At 68.2% G+C, this 23577-nt stretch carries 20 protein-coding genes; 14 read left to right on the forward strand and 6 right to left on the reverse strand.

The window, feature by feature from the left end:
* Positions 1–106 precede the first annotated feature (106 nt).
* The 9 genes from DIZ26_RS12225 to DIZ26_RS12265 all read left to right on the forward strand — a co-directional run bounded on the left by DIZ26_RS12225 (position 107) and on the right by DIZ26_RS12265 (position 13241).
* Positions 107–562 (forward strand): TraR/DksA family transcriptional regulator, encoded by a 456-nt coding sequence (locus DIZ26_RS12225; RefSeq protein ID WP_198676051.1) that lies wholly within the window; start codon positions 107–109, stop codon positions 560–562.
* Complete coding sequence (gene lspA, locus DIZ26_RS12230) at positions 535–1149, forward strand: signal peptidase II (RefSeq protein WP_112240495.1); 615 nt, start codon at positions 535–537, stop codon at positions 1147–1149. Before DIZ26_RS12225 ends, lspA begins: the two co-directional genes overlap by 28 nt.
* 20 nt (positions 1150–1169) lie before the next feature.
* Positions 1170–2078: an RluA family pseudouridine synthase gene (locus DIZ26_RS12235; protein ID WP_112241127.1), complete on the forward strand. Its 909-nt coding sequence runs from the start codon at positions 1170–1172 to the stop codon at positions 2076–2078.
* A 93-nt stretch (positions 2079–2171) separates the two neighbouring features.
* On the forward strand, positions 2172–4493 hold the full coding sequence (locus DIZ26_RS12240) for an ATP-binding protein (RefSeq protein WP_112240497.1): 2322 nt from the start codon (positions 2172–2174) through the stop codon (positions 4491–4493).
* 129 nt (positions 4494–4622) lie between these two features.
* The gene (locus DIZ26_RS12245; RefSeq protein ID WP_112240499.1) at positions 4623–6260 is read left to right on the forward strand and encodes a glycoside hydrolase family 13 protein; all 1638 of its coding nucleotides are present in this window, start codon (positions 4623–4625) and stop codon (positions 6258–6260) included.
* Positions 6261–6499: 239 nt separating this feature from the next.
* Positions 6500–10048: a DNA polymerase III subunit alpha gene (gene dnaE / locus DIZ26_RS12250; protein ID WP_112240501.1), complete on the forward strand. Its 3549-nt coding sequence runs from the start codon at positions 6500–6502 to the stop codon at positions 10046–10048.
* A gap of 194 nt (positions 10049–10242) precedes the next feature.
* Positions 10243–10845, forward strand: a complete 603-nt coding sequence (locus DIZ26_RS12255) for a hypothetical protein (RefSeq protein WP_232828289.1) — start codon at positions 10243–10245, stop codon at positions 10843–10845.
* A gap of 49 nt (positions 10846–10894) precedes the next feature.
* The gene (locus tag DIZ26_RS12260) at positions 10895–12796 is read left to right on the forward strand and encodes a DUF3352 domain-containing protein (RefSeq protein WP_112240505.1); all 1902 of its coding nucleotides are present in this window, start codon (positions 10895–10897) and stop codon (positions 12794–12796) included.
* Between the two features lie 73 nt (positions 12797–12869).
* Positions 12870–13241, forward strand: coding sequence for a VOC family protein (locus DIZ26_RS12265; RefSeq protein ID WP_112240507.1), 372 nt, complete (start codon positions 12870–12872; stop codon positions 13239–13241).
* A 145-nt stretch (positions 13242–13386) separates the two neighbouring features.
* Here the strand turns inward: DIZ26_RS12265 and recQ are convergent, their stop codons facing one another.
* The 6 genes from recQ to DIZ26_RS12295 all read right to left on the reverse strand — a co-directional run bounded on the left by recQ (position 13387) and on the right by DIZ26_RS12295 (position 18314).
* Positions 13387–15234, reverse strand: a complete 1848-nt coding sequence (gene recQ / locus DIZ26_RS12270; protein ID WP_112240509.1) for a DNA helicase RecQ — start codon at positions 15232–15234, stop codon at positions 13387–13389.
* An 87-nt stretch (positions 15235–15321) separates the two neighbouring features.
* Positions 15322–16155, reverse strand: a complete 834-nt coding sequence (locus DIZ26_RS12275; RefSeq protein WP_112240511.1) for a helix-turn-helix domain-containing protein — start codon at positions 16153–16155, stop codon at positions 15322–15324.
* 9 nt (positions 16156–16164) lie between these two features.
* Positions 16165–16470: a type II toxin-antitoxin system PemK/MazF family toxin gene (locus DIZ26_RS12280; protein ID WP_112240513.1), complete on the reverse strand. Its 306-nt coding sequence runs from the start codon at positions 16468–16470 to the stop codon at positions 16165–16167.
* Positions 16471–16707 carry a ribbon-helix-helix domain-containing protein gene (locus DIZ26_RS12285; protein WP_112240515.1) on the reverse strand — a complete coding sequence of 79 codons (237 nt, stop codon included), beginning with the start codon at positions 16705–16707 and terminating at the stop codon, positions 16471–16473.
* 24 nt (positions 16708–16731) lie between these two features.
* Entirely contained in the window at positions 16732–17595 is an 864-nt protein-coding gene (locus DIZ26_RS12290; protein ID WP_198676052.1) for an SDR family NAD(P)-dependent oxidoreductase, read from the reverse strand.
* A gap of 50 nt (positions 17596–17645) precedes the next feature.
* Positions 17646–18314, reverse strand: coding sequence for an LON peptidase substrate-binding domain-containing protein (locus DIZ26_RS12295; protein ID WP_112240520.1), 669 nt, complete (start codon positions 18312–18314; stop codon positions 17646–17648).
* A 91-nt stretch (positions 18315–18405) separates the two neighbouring features.
* Here DIZ26_RS12295 and hisD point away from each other — a divergent pair, with 91 nt between their 5' ends.
* The 5 genes from hisD (at position 18406) to DIZ26_RS12320 (ending at position 23574) form a co-directional block, all read left to right on the forward strand.
* On the forward strand, positions 18406–19737 hold the full coding sequence (gene hisD, locus DIZ26_RS12300) for a histidinol dehydrogenase (RefSeq protein ID WP_112240522.1): 1332 nt from the start codon (positions 18406–18408) through the stop codon (positions 19735–19737).
* Positions 19730–20848 carry a histidinol-phosphate transaminase gene (locus tag DIZ26_RS12305; RefSeq protein WP_112240524.1) on the forward strand — a complete coding sequence of 373 codons (1119 nt, stop codon included), beginning with the start codon at positions 19730–19732 and terminating at the stop codon, positions 20846–20848. The genes hisD and DIZ26_RS12305 overlap by 8 nt, the downstream gene beginning before the upstream one ends.
* A complete protein-coding gene (gene hisB, locus DIZ26_RS12310; RefSeq protein WP_112240525.1) occupies positions 20845–21444 on the forward strand; it encodes an imidazoleglycerol-phosphate dehydratase HisB in 600 nt (199 codons plus the stop codon). Before DIZ26_RS12305 ends, hisB begins: the two co-directional genes overlap by 4 nt.
* A complete protein-coding gene (gene hisH / locus DIZ26_RS12315; protein WP_112240527.1) occupies positions 21441–22082 on the forward strand; it encodes an imidazole glycerol phosphate synthase subunit HisH in 642 nt (213 codons plus the stop codon). Before hisB ends, hisH begins: the two co-directional genes overlap by 4 nt.
* 88 nt (positions 22083–22170) lie before the next feature.
* Positions 22171–23574, forward strand: a complete 1404-nt coding sequence (locus DIZ26_RS12320) for an alkaline phosphatase PhoX (RefSeq protein ID WP_112240529.1) — start codon at positions 22171–22173, stop codon at positions 23572–23574.
* The last annotated feature ends 3 nt before the right edge of the window (positions 23575–23577 follow it).

Below are 23577 nucleotides of genomic sequence, written 5' to 3' on the forward strand. Positions count from 1 at the left end.
CGAGAAGAGTGCCGCGAAATCCACCGAACCGGCCACGAAGGCTTCAGAATCGAAGGCCCCGGCCAAGAAGACCCCTGCCAAGCAGACACCTACGAAGAGGGTGGCCATGAAGACGAACGAGAACAGGACCCCGGCGACCGCGCCGGCCAAGGCACCCGCGAAGTCGCCCACTTCGTTCAAGGTCAAGGACGGCGAGACGCCGTGGACCGCCGCCGAGGTGGAGGAGCTGCGCGCCGAGCTCGAAGCCGACGCCGTGCACCTGAAGGAAGAGATCCGCGACGCCGAGCAGGAGATCGTCGGACTGCTCCGCGACGGCGGTGACGGGGCCGGCAACGACCAGGCCGACGTCGGCTCGACCACGCTCGAGCGCGACCACGAGATGTCACTGGCGAACAACGCCCGCGACATGCTCGACCAGATCGAGCGGGCGCTGTCCCGGATCGACGACGGGACCTACGGCGTCTGCGAGAGCTGCGGCCAGGCGATCGGCAAAGGTCGGTTGCAGGCGTTCCCGCGTGCGACACTGTGCGTGTCATGCAAAGAACGCGAAGAACGCCGCTGAGCGAAGAGCAAGCGTCCACCCCACCGGCGGACGTCACAGCTGAAGACTCCACAGAGTCGGCCGACGCCGAGTCGGCCGGCTCTGTTTCACGCCCACGGCGCCGGATGGTGGTGCTGTTCGCGCTGGTCGGGCTCGTGGTGCTGGGGCTGGATCAGTTGACGAAGGTGCTGGCGTTGCAGCATCTGACGCCGGGCGAGCCGGTCAACGTGGTGGGCTCGCTGCTGAAGTTCAACCTGATCCGGAATCCGGGAGCGGCCTTCAGCCTCGGTACGAGCTACACGCCGGTGATCAGCGCGGTCCAGATCATCGTGGCGGTCGGCGTGGTGTGGTTGTCCCGGCGGCTCGGCTCGATCGGCTGGGCGATCGCGTTCGGGTTCCTGTTCGGCGGCGCGGTCGGCAACATCACCGACCGGATCTTCCGCGAGCCGTCGCCGTTCCACGGTCACGTGGTCGACTTCCTGCAGACGCCGCACTGGGCGATCTTCAACGTCGCCGACATGGCCGTCACCTCGGCAGCCCTCCTGCTGGTCATCCAAACACTCCGCGGCGTCAAGCTCGACGGCACCAAAGAGGTGGCTAAGAAGTGAGTGCCGATTCGCGGACGGTGATGGTGCCGGACGGGCTGGCGGGGGAGCGGCTCGACGCGGCGTTGTCGCGGTTGTTCGGGGTTTCCCGGACCAAGGCTGCCGAGCTGATCGAGTCTGGTCTGGTGCAGGTCGACGGGGCTGCGGCGATGAAGTCCACCCGGGTATCGGCCGGCGTCATGCTCGACGTCGAACTGCCCCCGCCGCCGGGCGAGATCACCGTCGTACCGGAGACCGTCGAGAACCTGAGGATCGTTCATGACGACGACGAGATCGTGGTCGTCGACAAGCCGGTCGGCGTCGCGGCCCACCCGTCGCCGGGCTGGACCGGGCCGACCGTGATCGGGCACCTGGCCGGAGCCGGCTTCAACATCTCAACCAGCGGCGCCGCCGAGCGCAAGGGCATCGTGCACCGCCTCGACGTCGGTACGTCGGGGCTGATGGTGGTCGCGAAGACGGAGTACAGCTACACCGTGCTCAAGCGCGCCTTCAAGGAGCGCACGGTCAAGAAGATCTACCACGCGCTGGTCCAGGGCCACCCCGATCCGTTCACCGGCACGATCGACGCCCCGATCGACCGGCACCCCCATCACGACTACAAGTTCGGGGTCGTCGCGGGCGGCAAGCCGAGCGTCACGCACTACGAGACGCTAGAGGCGTTCCGGTTCGCCACGCTGCTGGAGATCACCCTGGAGACCGGCCGGACGCACCAGATCCGCGTCCACATGGCCGCGATCGGGCACCCGTGCTGCGGAGATCTCACCTATGGCGCCGACCCGGTGCTGACCGAGCGCCTGCAACTCTCCCGGCAATGGCTGCACGCCATGCGACTGGGCTTCACGCACCCAGGCTCCGGCGAGTACGTCGAGTACACCTCGGCGTACCCCGAAGACCTCGACAGCGCCCTCGACCAACTCGCCGCCACCCAGTAACTCGAGACGGCTTCCGGCGGCGCAGGTGCTCCCGGAAGTCTGCTGAACCGGCCTACCCTGGGACAGACCCGGGAAGGCGGGGAAGCGATCGGCATGGCTGAGACGAAGCCCTTGGCAACGACTCGCGGAAAGCTACCGGCAGAGTTGACCAGTTTCGTGGGCCGGCGCCGCGAGCTGGCCGGTACCAGGCGGCTGCTGGCGAGCACCCGGTTGCTGACCCTGACCGGCGTGGGTGGGGTCGGCAAGACCCGGCTGGCGATGCGGCTGGGTGCCGACGTACGGCGTACGTTCGCGGACGGCGTCTGGTTCGTCGAGCTCGCCGCCTTGCACGATCCCGGCCTGCTGGGGCACACGCTGGCGGGAGCACTCGAACTGAGCCAGGTTTCGGCGAATCCGACCGCCGATCTCGCGGAGTACCTGGAGGACAAGCATCTGTTGCTGGTGCTCGACAACTGTGAGCACCTGGCCGACGCGTGCGCGGTACTGGTGAGCAAGCTGCTCGCGGCGGCCCCGCAGTTGCGGATCGTCGCCACCAGCCGCCATGTGCTCGGAGTCGAAGGGGAGCAGATCTTCCCGGTGCCCCCGCTGTCCACTCCGCCGGAGACCACGCTGACGGCCGGCGACGCCGGGCGGTACGAGTCGATCGAGCTCTTCGCGGATCGTGCCCGATCGGTGTCGCCGGAGTTCGAGCTGGACGCAGCCGGCCGCCCACTGGTGATCGAGCTCTGCCGGCGTCTCGACGGCATCCCGCTGGCCATCGAGCTGGCGGCCGTCTGGATGCGGACGCTGTCGCCGGCCCAGATCCTCGACCGGCTCGAGGACCGCTTCCGGCTGCTGGCCACAGGTAAAACGGCCGCGCCGGCCAGACAGCAGGCGCTCGATGCCGCAATCGGCTGGAGCTACGACCTCTGCTCGCCGGCTGAGCAGGCGCTGTGGGAACGGCTGTCGGTGTTCGCCGGTGGATTCGACCTCGAAGGCGCTGAGGAGGTCTGCTCGGGTGACGGCATCGATCGCGCCGAGGTACTCGAGCTGATCGCCGGCCTGATGAACAAGTCGATCATCACCCGGAAGGCGATGACGGATCACACCGTCGCCTGGTACGACCTGCTCGGCATCATCAGCCAGTACGGCGTGGATCGGCTCACCGCGGCGGGCCGGGCGCGGGAACTCCGGATGAGGCACCGCGACTACTACCGGCGGATGGCCGCGGAGTGGGAGGCAGACAGTTTCAGCCCCCGCCAGGCCGACTGGTTCATCCGGCTGCGCCGCGAGCACGACAACTTCCGGGCGGCACTCGATTTCTGCCTGTCCGAACCCGGTGAGGCGCCGGCCGCACTGGAGATCGCCGCGCCGATCTGGAACTTCTGGTTCGCCGGGTTCCTCCGCGAAGGTCACCGTTATCTCCTCCGGGCCCTCGACCTCGCCCAGGAGTCGACACCGGCCCGCGCCAAGGCGCTGTGGGCGGGTAGCTACCTGGCCATGTTCCTCGGTGAGTCGGAGCAGCTGAGCCGACTGCTGGCCGAGTGTGAAGTGCTGGCCGAGCGGTTCGGCGACGACCTGCTGCGGGCGAGGATCGCGGAGGTCTCGGGCCATGCCCTGAACTACGCAGGCGAACTCCCCGCGGCGGTGGCACGACTGGAAGAAGGCCTGGCCGGATTCCGGGCCGTCGGCAACCTTCTCGGTGAGTTCGACGTTCTGATCCTGCTGGCGGCGGCCACCTTCTTCCTCGGTGATCCACGGGTCGAGCAGTTCAGCCGGCAGGCGTTCGAGCTCGCGGACAGCCGCGGCGCGGCATCGTCGAAGGCCTATGCGCTCTGGACTCTCGGCATCGTCCAATGGCGTGACCACGACGATGCCGAGCAGGCCGCTCGATCCTTCCGCGAGGCGATCCGGCTGTGGCTGCCGCTGAACGACCGGACCGGCATCGGATTCTGCGTTCAAGCGCTGTCGTGGTGCGCGAGTACGGCGGCGCCGAACGAACTCGCTGCCCGGCTGATGGGCGCGTCCCGAGCCGTTTGGCGATCGAGCGGCGCGCACGTCGACGAGACCACGCCGTACAGCCAGTTCGACGAGCAGTCGCGGCAGCGGGTCCGGGCCGCGCTGGGCGATGCCGCCTTCGAGCAGGCCTTCGATCAGGGCGCGGCGTACTCGTTCGAGCAGGCGGTGTCGCTGGCCCTCGGCAAGGACGCGGAGCGGGAGAGCGCGGCGAGTCCGGGCCGAGCCGGCGGCCTGACCCGCCGCGAGCACGAGATCGCAGTACTGCTCAGCGAGGGGCTGAGCAACAAGGAGATCGCTGCCCGGCTCGTGATCGGCCAACGAACCGTCGAGACCCACGTGGAGCACGTTCTCGGCAAGCTCGGGTTCACTTCCCGGGCGCAGGTCGCGCGCTGGATCGCCGAGACTCGCACCGACTGAACTCGCCTGCACGGCGTGGGCACGCTCCCACGTCCGTAGACAAACCCGTAGGTCTACGGATGCCCCGGACGGCCGGTAACCGGGATCGTTGCGCTGACAACGACGGACACATCGTGACGAGGCTTCTCCATGCAGACCGAACCGAGCGCCGGGCCAGGATGGTGGCGTACCGCGGTGATCTATCAGGTCTACGTGCGCAGCTTCCACGATGCCGACGGCGACGGCATCGGCGACCTGGGCGGGGTCCGGGCCAGGCTGCCGTACCTGCGCAGCCTCGGGGTCGACGGGCTCTGGCTCAACCCCTTCTACCCGTCGCCGCAGCACGATCACGGGTACGACGTGTCCGACTACTGCGCGGTGCACCCGGACTACGGAACCATCGACACCTTCGACCGGCTGGTGCGGGACGCGCACCGGCTGGATCTCAAGGTGCTGATCGACGTCGTCCCCAACCACTGCTCGATCGAGCATTCCTGGTTCACCGCGGCACTGGTCGCGGGACCCGGCAGCCGGGAACGTGCCCGGTTCCATTTCGCCGACGGCAGCGGCCGGTACGGCGAGTTGCCACCGAACAACTGGCGCTCCATCTTCGGCGGGTCCGCCTGGCAGCGCGTGCCGGACGGGCAGTGGTACCTGCACACGTTCGCCGCCGAGCAGGCCGACTTCAACTGGCGCGATCCGGACGTCACGGCGTACTTCGAGCAGGTACTGCGGTTCTGGTTCGACCGTGGCGTCGACGGCTTGCGGATCGATGTCGCGCACGGGCTGCACAAGCGCGACGGTCTGCCCGACCACGAACACGCCGGTCATGACGAACTCACCGGCGATCCGGTCAACCCGCATGCCTGGAACCAGCCGGAGGTGCACGATGTGTGGCGAAGCTGGCGAGCGATCGCCGAGGAGTACACCGCCCGGACCGGCCGGGAGCGGGTCCTGGTCGGTGAGGTCGGCGTGCTGGACGCGGACGAGGTCGCGCAGTACCAGCGGCCGGACGAACTGCACCAGAACTTCTTCTTCGAGTTCCTTCGCGCCGACTTCGACGACCGGACGCTGTCGGAGGTGATCGACCGCGGCCTGGGGACGATCGCCGCCTCCGGCTCGGCCGTCGCCTGGGTGCTCAACAACCACGACATGCCCCGCTCGGTCACCCGGTACGCCGGTGGTGCGCCGGGCGCCGGTCCTGGCGATGTCGAGGTCGGGCTGGCCCGCGCCCGGGCGGCAGCGTTGCTCATGCTCGCGCTGCCGGGCTCGGTCTACCTCTACCAAGGCGAGGAGTTGGGCCTGCCGGAGGTCACCGATCTGCCGGAGGAGGTGCTGGCGGATCCGATGTTCCACCGCAGCAACGGCGTACGGCGTGGCCGGGACGGCTGCCGGGTGCCGCTGCCCTGGGCAACCGGTGAGGATCACTTCGGGTTCTCCGCGATGACCGCGTCCTCCGCGCCGTGGCTGCCGCAGCCCGACTGGTTCGCGCGGCACGCCGTCGATCACCTGCTCGACTCCGGTGACTCGATGTTGCACCTGTACCGCGAGGCCATCGCCCTGCGGCGCCTGATCCCCACCTTCTCCGGCGGCGATTTCCGCTGGTTGCCGACCGAGCCGGGCGTCCTGGCCTTCACCCGCGGCGACGGGGTCGCCTGTGTCGTCAACTGCTCGTCGAAGCCGGTCTGTACTCCGGTCGAGGGCGACCTGGTGATCGGCAGCGATCCGGACGTGGGGGAGAAGCTCCCACCCGACAGCGCCGGCTGGTTCCTGCTGCGGGACCACTGAAGACCGGCGGGCCTGGCCGTGAAACCCCCCTGCTCCGGCCCAGGGCCCGCCGCTCCACTCTCTCCGTCTCCTCCGGGCGGAGAGAGTGGAGCATCCAACTGGTGTGCCGGTGGTCTCGTCCACGACCGGATAGCGGGCGGCCCCGCACGTCGTCGGAGCGCCGGTTCCAGGACTGTCGGTGGGCCCGCATAGGCTGTGGCAGTCCCGCTCACTCACGCCTCTGGGAGGTCTGCGAAGACATGGCGTCCAGCGACAGTTTTGTGCATCTACACGTGCACACCGAGTACTCCATGCTGGACGGCGCCGCGCGGATCGACGAGTTGTTCAAAACCGCCCAGGAGATGGGCATGCCGGCCATCGCCACCACCGACCACGGCTACGTGTTCGGGGCGTACGAGTTCTGGAAGACGGCGAAGAAGTACGACGTCAAGCCGATCATCGGCGTCGAGGCGTACCTGACCCCGCACACGCATCGCAGTGAGCGGAAGCGGGTCAAGTGGGGCGACGCGAACAGCGGCCGCGACGACGTCTCCGGTAGCGGTGCGTACACGCACATGACGCTGCTGGCGAAGAACACGTCGGGCATGCACAACCTGTTCAAGATGTCGTCGCTGGCCAGTCTCGAGGGCTACTACTTCAAGCCCCGGATGGACCGCGAGCTCCTGCAGACCTACGGCAAGGGCCTGATCGCGACCACCGGCTGCCCGTCCGGCGAGGTGCAGACCCGGCTGAGGCTCGGGCAGTACAAGGAGGCCGTCGAGGCCGCCGCCGAGTTCCGCGACATCTTCGGCGCGGAGAACTACTACTGCGAGCTGATGGACCACGGGCTCGGTATCGAGCGCGACATCCAGGGCGACCTGCTGAAGCTGGCCAAGGAGCTCGGGCTGCCGCTGGTCGCGACCAACGACCTGCACTACACCAAGCCCGAGGACGCGGTCGCCCACGCGGCGCTGCTCTGCGTCCAGTCCGGCTCGACCCTGTCCGACCCGAACAGGTTCAAGTTCGACGCCAACGAGTTCTACGTGAAGACCGCCGCCGAGATGCGCGAGGTCTGGAAGGACTACCCGGAGGCCTGCGACAACACACTCCTGATCGCGGAGCAGTGCGATGTCGGTTTCACCGAGGGCGAGGGCCGGTTCATGCCGCGCTTCCCCTGCCCGGAGGGGGAGAACGAGGAGTCCTGGTTCGTCAAGGAGGTCGAGGCGGGGCTGCACCACCGGTACCCGGGCGGCATCACCGACGAGATCCGCAAGCGGGCCGACTACGAGATGGAGATCGTCGTCTCGAAGGGATACGCGGGGTACTTCCTGGTCGTCGCCGACTTCATCAACTGGGCCAAGAAGCAGGGCATCCGGGTCGGTCCCGGGCGTGGATCCGGTGCCGGTTCGATCTGCGCGTACGCGATGCGGATCACCGACCTGGAGCCGCTGCGGCACGGGCTGATCTTCGAGCGGTTCCTGAATCCCGAGCGGATGTCGATGCCCGACTTCGACATCGACTTCGACGACCGCCGCCGCCCCGAGGTGATCCGCTACGTCACCGAGAAGTACGGCGACGACCGGGTCGCGATGATCGTCACCTACGGCACGATCAAGGCCAAGCAGGCGATCAAGGACGCCGGCAGGGTGCTGGACTACCCGTTCGCGATGGGCGACCGGATCACCAAGGCGATGCCGCCGTCGGTGATGGGCAAGGACGTGCCGCTGTCCGGCATCTTCGACCCGCAGCACAAGCGGTACTCCGAGGCCGGCGAGTTCCGCCAGTTGTACGAGGCCGATCAGGACGTCCGCAAGATCGTCGACACCGCGCGCGGCCTGGAGAACCTGAAGCGCCAGTGGGGTGTGCACGCGGCCGGCGTGATCATGTCCAGCGAGCCCCTGATCGACCTGATCCCGATCATGCGCCGCGAGCAGGACGGCCAGGTCATCACCCAGTTCGACTACCCGAGCTGTGAGTCGCTCGGCCTGGTCAAGATGGACTTCCTGGGTCTGCGCAACCTGACGATCATGGACGACGCGGTCAAGAACATCGAGGCCAGCCGCGGCTTCACCGTCGACCTCGACGCACTCAGCCACACCCTCGACGACGGCCCGACCTTCGAACTGCTCGGCCGCGGCGACACCCTCGGCGTCTTCCAGTTCGACGGCGGCCCGATGCGGGCGCTGCTGCGGCTGATGAAGCCGGACAACTTCGAGGACATCTCCGCGGTCGGCGCGCTCTACCGTCCCGGCCCGATGGGCGCCAACAGCCACACCAACTACGCCCTGCGCAAGAACGGGCAGCAGGAGATCAGCTACCTGCACCCCGAGCTGGAGGAAGCGCTCAAGCCGATCCTGGGCCCGACGTACGGGCTGATCGTCTATCAGGAGCAGGTGATGCGGATCGCCCAGGAGCTGGCCGGTTACAGCCTGGGCAAAGCGGATCTGCTCCGTAAGGCGATGGGCAAGAAGAAGCGCGAGGTGCTGGACGCGGAGTACGTCGGCTTCGAGGCCGGCATGAAGGAGAGCGGCTTCAGCGCGGCCGCGATCAAGACGTTGTGGGACATCCTGGTCCCGTTCTCCGACTACGCGTTCAACAAGGCCCACTCGGCGGCGTACGGGCTCGTCTCGTACTGGACCGCCTACCTGAAGGCGAACTTCCCGGCCGAGTACATGGCTGCCGTCCTGACGTCGGTGAAGGACGACAAGGACAAGATGGCCATCTACCTGAACGAGTGCCGCCGGATGGGCATCAAGGTGCTGCCGCCGGACGTGAACGAGTCCGACTCGAACTTCACCCCGATCGGCACCGACATCCGGTTCGGACTGTCCGCGATCCGCAACGTCGGCGTCAACGTGGTGGCCGAGATCGTCGCCGCCCGCGAGTCCGAGGGCCGGTTCACCGACTTCGTCGACTTCATCGACAAGGTGCCGCTGCCGGTTTGCAACAAGCGCGTGATCGAGTCGCTGGCCAAGGCCGGCTCGTTCGACTCGATGAACCACGCCCGCCGCGCGGTGGTCGCGGTGCACGAGCAGGCCGTCGACGAGGCGATCGACCTCAAGCGGAACGAGGCGCACGGCCAGTTCGACCTGTTCAGCATGGGCGACGACGACACGGACGATGCCGACGGCAACAGCCGGCTGACGGTGCGGGTGCCGGAGATCGAGGAGTGGGACAAGGCGACCAAGCTCGCGCACGAGCGCGACATGCTCGGTCTGTACGTCTCGGACCACCCGCTGTTCGGCGTCGAGCACGTGCTCACCAACGGCACCGACTGCACGATCGGCCAGCTGCTCGCGGACGAGGACCGGCCGGACGGCACCCGGGTGACGATCGGCGGTCTGGTCACCGCGGTCCAGCGCAAGGTGAACAAGCGCGGTGACATCTACGCGATCGTCACCATTGAGGACCTCGAAGGTTCGATCGAGGTGATGATGTTCTCCTCGGCGTACCAGTTGCACGCGCACCTGCTGAGCAACGACGCGATCATCTTGATGAAGGGCCGGATCCGCCGCCGCGAGGACCGCGTCGAGCTGAGCGGTGACGAGGTCACGGTGCCCGATCTGACCCAGGGACCGAGCGGTCCGGTGGTGATCACGATGCCGATCAACCGGTGTACGCCGCCGGTCGTCGACCAGTTGCGCGACGTGCTCAAGTCGCACCCGGGGATGACCGAGGTGCAGCTCCGGCTGCAGGCGAGCAGGAAGACCACGGTGATGCGGATCGGCGACCGGTTCCGGGTCACCCCGACCTCGTCGCTGATGGCGGACCTGAAGGCGCTACTCGGCCCGTCCTGCCTGGCGGGCTGAGCTGCACTGCTCGGGTCCGTCGGTCTGGCGGGCCGAGCTGCGCTGCTCGGTCCCTCTGTCTGGCGGGCTGAGCTGCGCTGCCCGGGTCCGTCGGCCCGGTGGGCTGAGCTGCGCTGCGCTGCTGGGGTCTGTCTGTCTGGTGGGCTGAGCGGGTCGGTGGGCCGGCGTTGGCGGGAATGAGCCACACTGGGGCGGTGAGTCAGCCAGATCAGCCGCAGCCGTATCAGTCTTTCGGTACTCCGTTCGAGGCGCCGCCGGAGCCGCGACTGCCGTGGGCCAAGGCGATCGCGGTGACCGTGGCGGTGTTCGTGGTCGCGGGTGCGATCGCCGGCTGGGCCTGGCAGCGGTTCTCGCCGCTCGCGCAGTACACGGTGGACGAGCGCGGTGGGTCGCTGGGCGAAGAGCAGATGACCAAGGTGTTCGGTCCGGACGGGACGTTCACCGCGATCGGGTTCCTCACCGCGCTGGTGCTCGGTGCCGCGTTGTTCTGGTGGTTGCGCAACTACGGTCCGTGGGTGGTCGGGATCATCGCGGTCGGCTCGGTGCTGGGCGGTGGTGTCGCGTGGGGTGTCGGCATGTTGCTCGGGCACGATCCGCTGCAGCCGCGGCTCGAGCACGCCAAGCCAGGTGATCTGCTGGACGCTCCGCTGGAACTGCATACGTGGACGCCGGTTGCGGCGTGGCTGGTCGGTGCGGCGTTGGCTGCGGCGGTCATCGCCGCGGCGAGTTGGCGCAGCGAACCGGTTGCAACCGACGCGCTGCCTCCCGCGTCAGAGGGATCGCCGCAGGTGCACTAACCTGTCCCGGCCCGGTGGTGAGGCCACCGGCGACGTGAGGGGGACATCAATGTCTGACAACACCAATCCGCCCCAGGGCGGCCCGCACCACCCGTGCGGCGGTCCGCAGGGCCAGCCGGGTCATGGCGGTCCACAGGGCCAGCCTGGGTACGGCGGCTCGCAGGCGCAGCCGGGTTACGGCGGTTCGGACGGCCGGCCTGGTCAAGGCGGTGCGCAGGGGCAGCCTGTTCAAGGTGGTCCGTTGGGTCAGCCTGGGTATGGCGGTTCGCAGGGGCAGCCCCAGTACGGGCAGGGGCCGGGGCAAGGGCATCCGGGGGCGCTTTGGCCTCAGCCGGGAGCTGCGGATTACCCGCAGGGACCGCAGTACGGGCCGGGTGGGGAGGCGCAGTACGGGCTGGGTGGGCAGGCGCAGTACGGGCCGGGTGGGCAGGCGCAGTACGGGCCGGGGCAGTATGGGCAAGGTGGGCAGCCGCCGTTCGGGGGGCAGCCGGTGCAGCAGTGGCAGCCGGAGCCGCGGAAGAAGCGGACCAAGTGGGTGCCGCTGATCGCGGTGCTGGCCGTGCTCGCCGTCATCGGTGGTGGTGGGATCTTCGCCTACGCCAAGCTCAACGGCGGTGACCAGCCGGCGAGCGTGCTGCCGGCGAACTCGGTCGCCTACGCGCGGATCGACCTGAACCCGTCGGCCGGCCAGCGGGTCGCCGCGCTGCGGTTCCTGATGAAGTTCCCGTCCGCGAAGGACAAGATCGGGCTCACCAGCGACAAGGACGACCTGCGGCAGAAGCTGTTCGACCTGATCAAGAAGGACGCCGGTGACGACCTCGCCGACGTCGACTTCGACAAGGACATCAAGCCGTGGCTCGGCGATCGCGCCGGCGTCGCCGCAGTACCAGCCGACGACGGCAAGGCCGAGGCCGTGGTCGCCGTCGAGGTGAAGAACCAGGACAAGGCCACGAAGGGCTTGGACAAGCTGTTCGCCAACGATGACCACGCACCGAAGCGAGCCTTCGCCGGAAAGTACGTGCTGCTGTCCGGTGAGCAGTCCGTGCTCGACTCGGCCGTTGCCGCGAGCAAGGGATCGTCGCTGCAGGACAACGAGAAGTTCAGCAAGGACATGTCCGCGCTGGGCGAGCAGGGGTTCGCGTCGTTCTGGGCAGACACCAAGGGCCTGGCGCTGGCGGCAGGGCGCAAGCTGACCGAGCAGCAGCGCGCCGCGTTGCCCGAGGGAAGTGCGGCCGCCGTTCTGCGATTCGATTCGCAGTACGTCGAACTCAAGGGCGTCGTGCACGGTGACCAGAGCCTGAAGGTCGGCACCAAGGACGCAGGCGACGTGATCGGCAAGCTCCCGGACACCACCGCCGGTGCGCTCGCGCTGTCCGACGGTGCGAACCTGGTCGGGACGATCTGGACCCAGCTGGAGAAGTCGTCCGGTCAGGCCGGGATCAACCTCGGTGACCTGACCAAGAACTTCACCGACGAGTACGGCATCACGCTGCCGGACGACCTGAAGCCCTTGCTGGGCAAGAACCTGGCGCTCGCGATCGACAAGGACAAGGCCGACGGCCCGAAGATCGCGGCTCGGATCGACACCGACCCGGGCAAGGCCGAGGAGGTCGTCGACAAGCTGCTGAACCTGATGCACAGCCGGACCACGGCGAACATCCCGGTCAAGAAGGCCAAGGACGACGACACGTTGGTGATCGCGACCGACCAGGGCTACGCCGAGCAGGTGCTGAAGGGCGGCAACCTCGGCCAGACCGAGAACTTCAAGCAGGCGGTGCCGGACACGAAGAACGCCGTACTGGTCGGGTACGTCGACTTCGAGGCGATCGAATCGCTGAGCAGCAAGGTGAGTTCGGACAAGGACTACGCCGCGCTCCGCTCGGCCGGGTTCAGCACCCGCGTCACCGGCGACGGCGAAGCGGACTTCACGCTGCGAGTCGTCGCCAAGTAGCTCGTCGGTGATGTCGAAAACCGGGCGGCGGCTTCTACCTCAGGGTGTCAGCACACTTTCTGAGGAGTACGAGATGAACCACTTCACCGGCATCCGTACGGTCGCCGTTCCGGTCACCGACCAGGACAGGGCGCTCGACTTCTACGTCCACACCCTGGGGTTCGTGACAGAGCTGGATGCGCCGTTGCCGCAACTCGGCGGCCGCTGGCTGGTCGTGGCACCTCCCGGTGGCGGTACGTCGATCGCCCTGATCCCGGCCACTGACGCGTTCCCGGCCGGTACCGACACGGGCATCCGGCTGGCGACCGGCGATGCCGCCGCAGCTCACGCCGCTCTGACCGGCCAAGGCGTCGTCGCGGACGCGCTGATGAACTGGCCGGGCGTGCCACCCATGTTCACCTTCTACGACCAGGACCACAACAAGCTCTTCGCCGGCCAGAGCTGACCGAAGGCCCGTCGGTAAGACCCAGGAGGCGGGCCGGTGGATCTGGGACCTGCCGGAGCGCAGGAGGTGGGCCGGTGGATCTGGGACCTGCCGAAGCTGCGGTACTTCGTGGCGGTCGCCGACGAGTTGCACGTCGGCCGCCCTGCTAGGCCACGAGCGCTTCCAGCACGCCTTCGCCGTACTTCGCGAGCTTGTTCTCGCCGACGCCGCTGATGGTGCCGAGTTCGGCGAGGGTGCCGGGGAGTTCGGTGGCGATCTGGCGAAGAGTCGCGTCGTGGAAGATCACGTACGCCGGTACGCCCTGCTCCTTGGCGGTCGCGGCGCGCCAGTTGCGGAGGCGTTCGAAGACCTCGACCGCCTCGGGTGCCAGATCGGCGACGGCCGTCTTCTTCTTGCTCGCCGAGGACGAGCGCGAGGAACGGCCGACCCGCTCCGGCTCGCGGCGCATCATCACCTCGCGGCGTCGGCCGAGCACCTCGGCGCTGTCGTCGGTGAGCAGCAGCGTGCCGTAATCACCTTCGACCGTGAGCAGGCGCTGGGCGAGCAGTTGGCGGATGACGCCACGCCACTCGGTGTCTTTCAGTTCGGTGCCGATACCGAAGACGGTCAGCTCGTCGTGGCGGAACTGCTTCACCTTCTCGGTGGGTTTGCCGAGCAGGATGTCGATCACCTGGCCGGCGCCGAACTTCTGGTTCCGCTCGTGCTGCAACCGATAGACGGTCGACAGCAGCTTCTGCGCCGGGATCGTGCCGTCCCACGACTCCGGCGGGGTCAGACAGGTGTCGCAGTTGCCGCACGCCTCGCCCGTCTGGCCGAAGTACGCGAGAAGCTGCATGCGACGGCACTGCACGGTCTCGCAGAGCGCGAGCATCGCGTCGAGATGCGTGCCGAGCCGCCGTCGGTGGGCCGCATCGCCTTCGGAGGTGTCGATCATCTTGCGTTGCTGGACGACGTCCTGCAGTCCGTACGCCAGCCAGGCCGTCGACGGCAGCCCGTCGCGACCGGCGCGACCGGTCTCCTGGTAGTAGCCCTCGACCGACTTGGGCAGATCCAGGTGCGCGACGAAACGCACGTCGGGCTTGTCGATCCCCATCCCGAAGGCGATCGTCGCGACCACGACCAGACCGTCCTCGCGGAGGAAGCGGGACTGGTTCTTCGCGCGCGTGCGGCTGTCGAGACCCGCGTGGTACGGAACGGCTTCGATGCCGTTCTGGGTCAGGAAGGTCGCTGTCTTCTCCACGCTGTTGCGGGACAGGCAGTAGACGATGCCCGCGTCGCCCGCGTGCTCGGTGCGGAGCAGGTCGAGCAACTGCCGCTGCGGGTTGTCCTTCGGCACGATCCGGTACTGGATGTTGGGCCGGTCGAAGCTGGCGACGAAGTGCTTGGCCTCGGTCAGGTTCAGCCGGGTGGCGATCTCGCGGTGGGTCGCCTCCGTCGCGGTGGCCGTGAGCGCGATCCGCGGTACGTCGGGCCAGCGCTCGTGCAACTGCGACAGCATCAGGTAGTCGGGCCGGAAGTCGTGCCCCCATTGGGAGACACAGTGGGCCTCGTCGATCGCGAACAGCGAGATCTTGCCCTGGTCGAGCAGCCGCGTGGTCGCCTCGACCCGGAGCCGCTCGGGCGCCAGGTAGAGCAGGTCGAGTTCGCCGGACAGGAAGGCCCGCTCGACCTCGCGCCGCTGGTCGAAATCCTGGGTGGAGTTGAGGAATCCGGCTCGCACGCCGAGCGCGGTCAACGCGTCGACCTGGTCCTGCATCAGCGCGATCAGCGGCGAGATCACCACTCCCACGCCGGACCGGACCAACGCCGGGATCTGGTAGCACAGCGACTTTCCGCCACCGGTCGGCATCAGGACGAGCGCGTCACCGCCGGCGACGACGGTGTCGATGATCTCCTGCTGCTGGCCACGAAACGAGTCGTACCCGAAGACGCGGTGCAGGACCTGCGCAGCCTCGCTCGCAGGATCGTCTTCCGGAAACTCAGCAGCAGCCACCCGGCAATCCTACGGAAATCACCACCACACCGTTCGACCCCTGTGGACAACTCGCCGTTATAGGTTTCCGGCACTCCACAGATATCCCTAGCGTGCGGCCGGGGCGGGCTCCGGGGCTTGGACGATAGGAAGCTCTTCGGTCATCCACTGGCGGGGAGAGCAGCCGGCGAGGGAGTGCCATTCGCGGGTGAGATGCGCCTGGTCGGCGTACCCGAGATCTGCCGCGAGGTCTGCCAGCCGGGTCATTGGACGGCGCTTCAAGATCGAGACCGCCTGCTCGAACCGCAGTACCCGCGCCGCGACCTTCGGCGACAAGCCGTACTCCGCGCGGAACCGCTCGCTCAGGTGCCGTCGGCTCCACCCGACCTCCCGCGCCAACTCCTGTACGCCGACGCCGCCGGCCGTCTCGCGCAACCGCTGCCAGGCCCAGCTGAGCTCAGCGCGCGGCTCGGGCGCCGGCTCGTCGCGCCACGCCTCGAGGAACAGCTGCTCCAGGATGTCGAACCGCTGCTCCCAGTCAGACGTCTCGCGAAGGCGATCGCTGAGTTCGACCGCCGTGTGACCAACCAACTCGTCAAGGTCGACTGTAGTCGCGGCAAGCTCGCCGGCCGGCACACCGAACAGCGCACGACAACCGACCGGGGTCAGCGCGAGCTGGAGCCCGGAGCGATTAGGCGAACCACCGATCCGCACAGCCGTGGAATGCAGCCCGCTCGCCAACGTGCTGAACTTCTCCACCGGCTCATCGGCGACAGCCAGCCCCAACGGCTCGTCCAGCGTGATGACGACCGTCAGGTACTGCGACGGCAACCCACGATGGAGGTCAGGCGGCTCGCCGCCGTACGCGTACCCGATGAGATCCCCGAGGTACGACCGCAACGCAGGGTGCACCCGCCGCTCGTGATGCTCGAACCCCACCATTTGCCCAGGCTAGAAGGCCTCCAGGTCGAAGGCGAGGGTGATTGCCTCGGTCAGGGCTGGTTCCTGGTCGGGGAAGAGGTAGCCGATCAGGCGGCCCAGTTGGAGCTTGGGGATGGTTTGGATGTTGTCGCAGCTGATGGCGCTGGGATGGTCGAGACCGTTGCGGGTGCCGACCAGGACCTCGGTGGACAGGCCGCGGATGGTGCTGGTGATGGGGGCGACGGTGACGTTGGTGAGGCGCGGGCGGATCAGCTCGCGGGTGAGCACGACCACCGGCCTCGGCTTGTCCAGCCGGGCGATGTGGATCGGGCGCATTCAGTCGAGGTCGGACAAGACGGTCCCGGCGGCGGCGTCGGCCAGTCCGTCGAGGTCCGGGTAGTCGCCGTGCTCGGTGAGGATGGCGAGATCGCGTGCGGCCAGCTCCCGGCGGCGCTCGCGCTCCATCGCCCGGGCGACGACCGACGCCCGGCTGGCTGCTTTGTTGTCGCCGACCAACTGGTCCATGAAGTCGACCAGCTCGTCCGGCAACCGCACGGTGATCTGCTTACTCATACCAGAACCATACCACTATGGGATTCAGCCTGAAGTCTGCGTCGAGCAGAGCTCCCAGAGCCGCGCGGCGGCGGCAGTGTCCTGAGCGGCCGGCGAAGGGTCTGCGCGGTGGTTTCGCGTGTAGTAGAGGCCCGACTCGGTCGCGACTTCGGGGGAGGTGGCCAGCCAGACGAGGGTCTCGGCGCCTTGGTCGGGTGTCCGGGCGAACGGCTTGGCCATCGCCATCATCGCCCGCATCAGCAGGCCGTTGTTGGTGTTGAAGCCGGTCGCGACGAAGCCCGGCTCGAAGGAGTAGCTGTGCACGGCCGGGAAGCGGCGGGCGAGTTCGGCGGACAGCATGATCAGGGCCAGCTTGGATTCGCCGTACCGACGCAGGGCGCCGCCGGTGAGCTTCGCGGTGCGGCTGTAGTACTGCGAACCGTCGATGTGGTCGAAGTCGACGGCCTTGACTTTCGTGTGCTCGTCGGAGGCCGTGAAGACCACCCGGGCGCCGGGGGCGAGGTGGTCGGTGAGTCGCGTGGTGATGAGGAACGGCGCGAGCACGTTGAGCGCCCAGGTGAGTTCGATGCCGTCGGGGGAGAGTTGGTGGCTGCCGTACATCGCGCCGGCGTTGTTGACCAGTACGTCGATGGGCGGCGCTTGGACCGCCACGTCCTCGATGAGGGTCCGGACCGACGCCTGGGAGGTCAGCTCGGCCTGGAAGATGTCGGCCACCTCGCCGCCCGCCGCGCGGATCTCGGCCGCGGCGGACTTGGCCTTCGCCACGTTGCGGGCGACGAGACCGAATCGGGCACCGCGAGCGCCCAGCGCCTTCGCGGCCGCGAGACCGATCCCGTTGGTCCCGCCGGTGATGAGTACGTACTTGTCCCGCAGTTCCACAATCCCCACCCCAATCCCTTCCACCTGACAGTACGGCGGTGGGGTGCCATCGGAGACCGTTAGTTGGGGGCCATGTCCGACCAGCTGAGGTCTACTGCGGGGAGGGACGGGAGGGCTTTGATCGCGGCCATTTCGGTGTCGAGGAGGCCGACGAGGTGGGCCAGGCGGGTGGTGGTGTCGACGGCTTCGAGGAGTTTCTGGCGGTCCGGGGTCATCAGGGTCATCGCGGCCGACATCAGGTACGACAGGGTGCTCGGGTCGTCGGGGAGGGAGCCGATGTGCAGGCCGGGCTGGCTGATCTCGGTGACGGCGGCGGCGTACCGGTGGAAGCGCTGCACCGCGACGTTCGCCGTACCGAGCGGATCGTCGCCCGGGTCCTCGGCGAGCCATTCGACGTCGGCGATCAGGTAGTCGCCCTCGGTGTCCAGTTCGGCGACCTTGAAGCGGCGGTTGCCGGTCAGCGTGATCTCGACCGGGCCGTCGTCGGCGGCGTCGAGGGCGATCTCGGAGATGGTCGCGGCGCAGCCCGTGCCGTAGAGCGACCGGAACACCCGGTCGCCGAGCTCGTAGCCGTCCCGTACGGCGACCGCGCCGCAGACGAGTTCGCCGCCGTTCTCGACCAGGTCACGGATCACCGCGCGGCCCTGGACGTCGGTCACGGGGATGGGAAGCACCAGCCCGGGAAAGATCACCGTGTCGACGGTGAGGAGGGGCAGGCGGGAATCCATACGGCGAGCCTAGTGCCAACCATCGACGACCGTGGTCCGCGCTGTAGACGGCGCGCGGGGGAGCGCGGAGCCGACCACTAGACTGGCGAGCATGATTCGCCGCGTCGACCTGCGGGGCCGAGTGGCAGCCGGAGAGGTTCTCGACCTCCAAGCCCTGGTCCCCCGAGCCGTTTTCGACGTCGAGGCCGCCCTCGACGTCGTCCGACCGATCTGCCTGGACGTCCGTCATCGGGGCCTGGAGGCGATCAGGGAGTACGGCGAGAAGTTCGACCATGTGGCTGTGGCGGACCTGCGGGTCCCCGCCGAGGCGCTGAAGACTGCGCTGGAGGAGCTCGACCCGTCGGTGCGGTCCGCGTTCGAGGAGTCGATCCGCCGCGTCCGCGAAGTGAGCGAGGACGAGCGTGGTGCCGATGTCGCTTCCGAGCCGGCACCCGGCGGCCGCGTCACCCAGCGGCTGGTGCCGGTGCAGCGCGTCGGGCTCTACGTGCCGGGCGGCCGGGCGCCGCTGGCGTCGAGCGTCGTGATGAACGTCGTACCGGCTCAGGTTGCCGGGGTGCAGTCGCTTGCTGTCGCCTCGCCGCCGCAGAAGGACTTCGGAGGTCTGCCGCACCCGACGGTGCTCGCGGTCTGCGCGATGCTCGGGATCGAAGAGGTGTACGCGATGGGCGGCGCTCAGGCGATCGCCGGGTTCGCGTACGGCTTCGAGGGTTGCCGCAAGGTCAACCTGATCACCGGGCCGGGCAACATCTACGTGGTCGCGGCCAAGCGGTTCCTGCAGAGCGAAGTCGGCATCGATTCCGAGGCCGGCCCGACCGAGATCGCCGTACTTGCTGACGACACTGCCGACGCCGCGCACGTCGCGGCCGACCTGATCAGCCAGGCCGAGCACGACCCGATGGCTGCGAGCGTGCTGGTGACGCCGAGCGAGGCGCTGGCCGCGGCTGTTGAAGCCGAGTTGCCGAAGCAGGTCGCGAAGACCAAGCACCGGGAGCGGGTCGAGGAAGCGCTCGGTGGGCAGCAGTCGGCCGTAGTACTGGTCGATGATCTCGATCAGGGGACGGCTGTGGTGGACGCGTATGCCGCCGAGCACCTGGAGATCCAGACGGCCGACGCCGAGGAGCGGGCCGCGCAGATCAACAACGCGGGCGCGATCTTCGTCGGTGGTTGGTCGCCGGTCTCACTGGGCGACTACTGCGCGGGGTCGAACCACGTGCTGCCCACGGCCGGTTGCGCATGCCACTCGTCGGGCCTTTCTGTCCGTAGCTTCCTGAAGGCTGTCCACGTGATCAACTACAGCCAACAGGCGCTGGCCGATGTCGCCCAGCACGTCGTCAACCTCGCGCACGCCGAGGACCTGCCGGGTCACGCCGCGGCCGTCACGGCTCGCTTCCCCGACACAGCTACGGAGTCCGTCGATGGCTGACTTCGACGGACTGCCGATCCGCGACGAGCTGAAGAGCTTCGAGCCGTACGGCGCACCGCAGCTCGACGTACCGGTCCTGCTCAACGTCAACGAGAACCCGTATCCGCCGAGCGAGGCGACCGTCGCCGACATCACCGCGTCGGTGGCCGAGGCGGCACGCGGGCTGAACCGCTACCCGGATCGCGAGTTCCTCGACCTCCGGGCCGACCTCGCGGCGTACCTGGGCCGTGAGTCGGGTGCGCACCTGGTCGCCGAGCAGGTCTGGGCGGCCAACGGCTCCAACGAGGTGATGCTGCACCTCCTGCAGGCATTCGGAGGACCAGGCCGTACTGCGTTGTCGTTCGCCCCCACCTACTCGATGTATCCCGAGTACGCGCGCGACACGAACACCGGCTGGGTCGTCGGACGCCGGTCGCACGACTTCACCCTCGACCCGAGCAAAGCGCTCGCGGCGATCTCGCGACACCGGCCGTCCGTCGTACTGCTTGCCTCTCCCAACAATCCGACCGGTACTGCGTTGCCGATCGACCTGGTGGAGGCGGTTGCCGCCCGCACCAAGGCGATCGGGGCGGTGCTGGTGGTGGACGAGGCCTATGCGGAGTTCCGCCGAGCCGGTACGCCGAGCGCGGTCACCTTGCTGCCGGCGTACAGCAATCTCGCGGTGGCTCGGACCATGTCGAAGGCTTTCGCGCTCGCCGGTGGACGCGTCGGTTACCTTGCCGCGAGCAAGCAACTGGTGGACGCGCTGCGGATCGTGCGGTTGCCATATCACTTGTCCGCGGTGACCCAGGCGGTCGCGCGGGCGGCGCTGCGGCACTCGGACGAGTTGCTCAGCCGGGTCGACCAGCTCCGGGTGGAGCGGGACGAGACCGTGGAATGGCTGCGTGCACAGGGTTTGCGCGCGGTCGACTCCGATGCGAACTTCGTGTTGTTCGGCACCTTCGCCGACCGGCACGCGGTCTGGCAGTCGCTGCTCGACGACGGTGTGCTGATCCGCGAGACCGGACCGGACGGCTGGCTGCGGGTGTCGATCGGCACCGGCGCCGAGATGGCAGCGTTCCGCGCGTCGCTGGAGAAGGTGCTCAAGACAGAGGTAGGAAGAACGCTATGACGAGGACTGCCCGGATCGATCGGGAGACCAGCGAGTCGAAGGTGCTGATCGAGCTCGACCTGGACGGCACCGGCCGCGCCGAGATCAGTACCGGCGTCGGTTTCTACGACCACATGCTCAACGCGCTGGCCAAGCACGCGCTGCTCGACCTGCACGTGAACACCGTCGGCGACCTCGAGATCGACGCGCACCACACCGTCGAGGACACCGCGATCGGCCTCGGCCAGGCGCTTCGCGAAGCTCTGGGTGACAAGCGCGGCATCCGCCGCTTCGGTGACGCGACCGTGCCGCTGGACGAGGCGCTCGTGCACTGCACGGTCGACCTGTCCGGCCGCCCGTACTGCGTGCACACTGGCGAGCCCGACGGCCAGGTGTACGCGATCATCGGCGGTGACTACGCGGGTTCGCTGACCCAGCACGTCTTCGAGACACTCGCCTTCAACGCCGCGATCTGCATCCACATCCGGGTGCTGTCCGGCCGGGATCCGCACCACATCGTCGAGGCCCAGTTCAAGGCCTTCGCGCGGGCGCTCCGCGACGCGGCCGAGCTGGACCCACGCCAGCCCGGCATCCCGTCGACGAAGGGCGCTCTGTGAGCCCGAAGGTCGTCCTGCTGGACTACGGCTCGGGCAACATCCGCTCGGGCGAGCGCGCCCTGCAACGAGTCGGCGCCGACGTGACGGTGACGTCGTCCTTCGAGGACGCGCTGAACGCGGACGGCCTGCTCGTACCAGGCGTCGGCGCCTTCGAAGCCTGTATGACGGGACTTCGCTCGGTCCGCGGCGACGTCGTGGTCGACCGCCGGCTCGCCGCCAGCCGACCGGTGCTCGGGATCTGCGTGGGCATGCAGATCCTGTTCGCCCGCGGGATCGAGCACGGCGTCGAGACCGAAGGCTGCGACCAGTGGCCCGGCGTCGTCGAGCGGCTCCAACCTACGGGCGGCGAGCCGGTGCCGCACATGGGCTGGAACACCGTGGACGTGCCCTCGGGAAGCGTGCTCTTCGATGGGATCGAGAAGGAACGCTTCTACTTCGTCCACTCCTACGGCGTTCGTGAGTGGGAGCTCAAGGACACCCGCGCCTCGGTGGCGCCGGCGGTCACCTGGACGACGTACGGCGGTGATCGTTTCGTCGCCGCGGTCGAGAACGGCCCGCTGACCGCCACCCAGTTCCACCCGGAGAAGTCCGGCGACGCCGGCGCGGAACTGCTGGCCAACTGGGTGCGCTCGCTGTAAGAACCTGACACGCGCTCTGTTGCTGTTCGGTTGTTGTTTACCGTACGTTCACTGGCGACCACTGTTTGTGCTGACAAGGAGACCGCCCGTGTCCGTTGAAGACTCGCATGCCCTGTCCAGACGCCAGTTCGTCGCCCGTGCCGCCGCGGCTGGTGTCGCCGTCAGCGTGGTGGGAGCCGTCGAGGCCCTCTACACGGCGGAGCCCGCGCTCGGGACGTCCGGCCCGAAGATCGGCTACGGCCCGCTGATTCCCGACCCGGCCGGCATGCTCGACCTGCCGCGCGGATTCAGCTACCAGATCCTGTCGAGGGAGGGGACGGTCCGGCCGGACGGGCTGCCGACGCCGTCCCGGTTCGACGGGATGGGCACCTTCCCCGACCGCTTCGGCGGCAACCGGCTGGTCCGCAACCACGAAAGCAGCCCGACCGCGAAGATCAAGGTGGTCGCGCCGCCCGAGCGGACGTACGACCCGGCCGGCGCCGGTGGCACCAGCACCCTGGTCGTCGACCGGCACAACCACAAGACCAGCGAGCACATCAGCCTGGGCGGCTCGGCGATCAACTGCTCGGGCGGCATCACCCCGTGGCGCACCTGGCTGACGTGTGAGGAGACCGAACTCAAGGCCGGCCAGAGCGGCTACACCAAGGACCACGGCTTCATCTTCGAGGTCGATCCGTACGACGACCGCCGCAACAATCACCCCACTCCGCTGACGGCGATGGGCCGGTTCCAGCACGAGGCGGTCGCGATCGACCCGGCGACGGGCATCGTCTACGAGACCGAGGACGCTTTCGTCGCGCCGCTCGGTGGCTTCTACCGGTTCCTGCCGAATCGTCCACGTGGTGGCTGGGGGAGTCTGCGGGCCGGCGGCGAACTCCAGGCGATGCGGATCCCCGACCTGCCGGACCTGTCGGTGGTGCAGGAGGCGGGCACGGTCTTCCACGGCGTCGAGTGGGTGAAGGTGCCCGACCCGCTGGCGACGACCGAGTCGGTCCGCGCCCAGGACTACGGCAAGCAGACCACCGGTGGGTACAAGCTCGAGGGCTGCTGGTGGGGCCAGCTGGACCGCTGCGTGTACTTCGTGTCGTCGTTCGCCCGCACCGAACTCGGCCCGAAGGTCGACCACGACGGCCAGGTCTGGCGCTACGACCCGCGGGCGAAAACGCTGAAACTGATGGTGATCTTCACCCGGCCGAAGCCCGGCTCGGACGACCCCGAGTTCGATGCCCCCGACAACATCACCATGTCGCCGTACGGCGGGCTGATGATGTGTGAGGACGGCCTCGGTGAACAGCACATCCTCGGCACCACCGAGGACGGTCAGGTCTTCAAGTTCGCCCGCAACGCGGTCAACAACGGCACACCCGAAGCCCCGGAGTACGGCGAACTGGCCGGCGTCGGCTTCTCCGCCGACGGCCGCACCATGTTCTTCAACGTCTACACCCCCGGCATCACCTACGCCATCACCGGCCCCTGGCGCCGCCGCCGCTAGAGC

The organism is Kribbella monticola, assembly GCF_003261635.1.
GTDB classification, from domain to species: domain Bacteria; phylum Actinomycetota; class Actinomycetes; order Propionibacteriales; family Kribbellaceae; genus Kribbella; species Kribbella monticola.